Below are 3489 nucleotides of genomic sequence, written 5' to 3' on the forward strand. Positions count from 1 at the left end.
GACCGGGACGTCCCGGTCCGGCCCACCGCCGTGCACGCCTTTCCGCTGCGTGCGCCTCCCGCCGCGCACGCGCTATCCGTGCCACGACCTCCACAGCGCCGCGTACGCGCTATCCGTGCCACGACCTCCACAGCGCCGCGTACGCCCCGTCGGCCGCCACCAGCTCCTCGTGGCTGCCCAGTTCCGTGATCCGTCCTTCCTCGACGACCGCGATCACGTCCGCGTCGTGCGCCGTGTGCAGGCGGTGTGCGATCGCGATCACCGTCCGGCCGTCCAGCACCCGGGCGAGCGACCGTTCCAGGTGGCGAGCCGCGCGCGGGTCCAGCAGCGACGTCGCCTCGTCGAGCACCAGCGTGTGCGGGTCCGCCAGGACCAGCCGGGCCAGGGCGATCTGCTGGGCCTGCGCGGGGGTCAGGGAGAGCGCGCCCGAGCCGACCTCCGTGTCGAGCCCCGACTCCAGGTCCCGCGCCCACCCGTCCGCGTCCACCGCGCCCAGTGCCGCCCACAGTTCGGCGTCGTCGGCAGCGGTGCGGGCGAGCCGCAGGTTGTCCCGGAGCGAGCCCACGAAGACGTGGTGCTCCTGGTTGACCAGCGCCACGTGCGAGCGGACCCTCTCTGCCTGCATACGGGCCAACTCGGCTCCACCCAGGGTGAGTTCACCCGTACGCGGTGCGTAGATGCCCGCCATCAGCCGGCCCAGCGTCGACTTGCCCGCCCCCGAGGGGCCGACCAGTGCGACCCGGGTGCCGGGGGCCACGTCGAGCGACACCTGGTGCAGGACGTCGACCCCCTCGCGGTATCCGAAGTGCACGTCGTCGGAGCGCAGTCGGCGTCCGTCCGGCGTCACCGACTCGTCGCCCGCGTCCGGCTCGATGTCCCGTACGCCCACCAGCCGGGCCAACGACACCTGTGCGACCTGGAGTTCGTCGTACCAGCGCAGGATCAGGTTCACCGGGTCGACCAGCATCTGGGCGAGCAGCGCACCCGTCGTCAGCTGCCCGACGGTCAGCCAGCCCTGCAGCACGAAGACGCCGCCGATGACGACCGACGCGCAGAGGATGGTCATGTGGGTGACGTTGATGACGGGGAAGAGGACCGTGCGGAGCCACATCGTGTAGTTCTCCCACGCGGTCCACTCCTTGATCCGCTGCTCGGAGAGCGCCACCCGCCGGGTGCCGAGGCGGTGCGCCTCGACGGTGCGGCCCGCGTCGACCGTCTCGGCGAGCATCGCCGCGACCGCCGCGTACCCCGCCGCTTCCGAGCGGTATGCCGACGCCGCCCGGTTGAAGTACCAGCGGCAGCCCACGATCAGCACCGGCAGCGCCACCAGCACGGCGAGGGCCAGGGGCGGCGCGGTCGCCGTCAGGCCGGCGATCAGCAGCAGCGCCCACACCACGCCGATGGCGAGCTGCGGCACCGCCTCCCGCATCGCGTTGGCGAGCCGGTCGATGTCGGTGGTGATGCGGGAGAGCAGGTCACCGGTGCCGGCCCGTTCCAGGACGCCGGGCGGCAGCCCCACCGCGCGGACCAGGAAGTCCTCGCGCAGATCGGCGAGCATCTCCTCGCCGAGCATCGCGCCGCGCAGTCTGGTCTGCCCCACGAACAGCGCCTGGACGAGCAGGGCTGCGGCGAACAGTCCCGCCATCAGCCCGAGGCGGAGGTCCTCCGTGCCCGCCGTCAGGTCCTCGATCACATCGCCCAGCAGGTACGGACCCACCATCGACGCGACGACCGAGAGGGTGTTGAAGGCGATCAGGACGAGGAACGCCGTACGGTGCCTGCGCAACAGCGTGACCACGTAGGACCGCACGGTCGCGGGACTGCCGACCGGCAGCGTGGTCGCCGACTCGGGGGCCGCCGGGTCGTGGTCCGGGGGCGCGACCCCGACCCTGGGGGGCCGGGATGCGCCCTTGCCGAGAGTCGCGCTCATGCCGGTTCCTCGATCTCTTCGCATGCCTTCAACCGGTGTACTTCTGCGGCCAGGGAGGCCTCTTCGTCGGTCTCGCGCGTCACGACCGCCCGGTAGCGGGGCTCGGTGTGCAGCAGCTCGCGGTGCTCGCCGACCGCGACGACCTCTCCCTCGTGGACGAACACGACACGTTCCGCTTGGTCGAGCAGCAGCGGGGAGGAGGCCAGGACCACGGTCGTAGAGCCGGCCCTGAGCCGTTGGACACCCGCTGCCACCCGGGCTTCGGTGTGCGAGTCGACGGCCGACGTCGGCTCGTCCAGGACCAGCACCTCGGGATCGGTCACCAACGACCGTGCCAGCGCCAGACGTTGGCGCTGTCCGCCGGAGAGCGACCGGCCGCGTTCGGTGATCCGGGTGTTCATCGGATCGCCGTCGGTGTCGACCGAGGCCTGGGCGAGCGCCGCGAGCACGTCCGTGCACTGCGCCGCCTCCAGGGCGTCCTCGGCGGACACGTCCCCCGACGCCGGTACGTCGAGCAGCTCGCGCAGCGTCCCCGACAGCAGCACCGGATCCTTGTCCTGCACGAGGACACAGGCGCGTGCGGCGGCCAGCGGCAGCCCGTCCAGGTCGACCCCGCCGAGCTGTACGGAACGCACCTTCCGGGTCCCGTCGCCGGACGGCGCCTGCTCGTCCGCAGGATGCCCGCCGAGGCGGTCGGCCAGCCGGCCCGCCACGTCCGGGTCGCCGCACACGACGGCCGTGAAGACGCCCGCAGGGGCGAGCAGCCCGGTCACCGGGTCGTACAGGTCGCCGGTGGGGGACTGCGCCACGTCGAGGCCGTCGCCCGGCGCCGTGCGGCGCAGGGCGAGAACCCGGGCCGCGCGCTTCGCGGACGGCTTGGAGAAGGAGTACGCCATCGCGATCTCCTCGAAGTGCCGCAGCGGGTACATCAGGAGCGTCACCGCGCTGTAGACCGTGACCAGTTCGCCGACCGTCACCGTGCCCTGCCGTGCGAGCGTCGCCCCGTACCAGACCACACCCACCAGGAGCAGTCCCGGCAGCAGCACCTGCACCGCCGCGATCAGCGCCCACATGCGGGCACTGCGCACGGCGGCCTTCCTGACCTCCTGCGAAGCCTCGCGGTAGCGGCCCAGGAACAGCTCCTCGCCGCCGATGCCGCGCAGCACGCGCAGGCCCGCGACGGTGTCGGAGGCCAGCTCCGTCGCCCTGCCCGCCTTCTCGCGCTGCTCGTCGGCGCGCCTGGTCGCCTTCGGCAGCAGCGGCAGTACGGCGAGGGCCAGTGCCGGGACGCCGATCGCGACGACCACGCCGAGCGCGGGCTGGTAGACCACCAGGCCGACGCAGACGACCACCAGTGCGAGCAGGGCCGCCGCGAACCGCGACAGCGCCTCGACGAACCAGCCGATCTTCTCGACGTCACCCGTCGACACGGCCACCACTTCGCCCGCCGCGACCCGGCGGGTGAGCGCCGCGCCCAGCTCGGCCGTCCTGCGGGCCAGCAGTTGCTGGACGCGGGCGGCGGCGGTGATCCAGTTCGTCACGGCGACGCGGTGCAGCAT

The 3489-nt window shown here is 72.9% G+C and carries 2 protein-coding genes; both read right to left on the reverse strand.

The genetic code is table 11. From position 1 onward, the window contains the following. Positions 1–109: 109 nt before the first annotated feature. A complete protein-coding gene (locus ACWGIG_RS37890; protein WP_453326270.1) occupies positions 110–1930 on the reverse strand; it encodes an ABC transporter ATP-binding protein in 1821 nt (606 codons plus the stop codon). Further along, positions 1927–3489 (reverse strand): ABC transporter transmembrane domain-containing protein (locus ACWGIG_RS37895; protein ID WP_453326271.1); only part of this gene is annotated, 1563 nt, incomplete at its 5' end. The genes ACWGIG_RS37890 and ACWGIG_RS37895, both read right to left, overlap by 4 nt.

This window comes from Streptomyces sp. NPDC054863 (assembly GCF_053610825.1).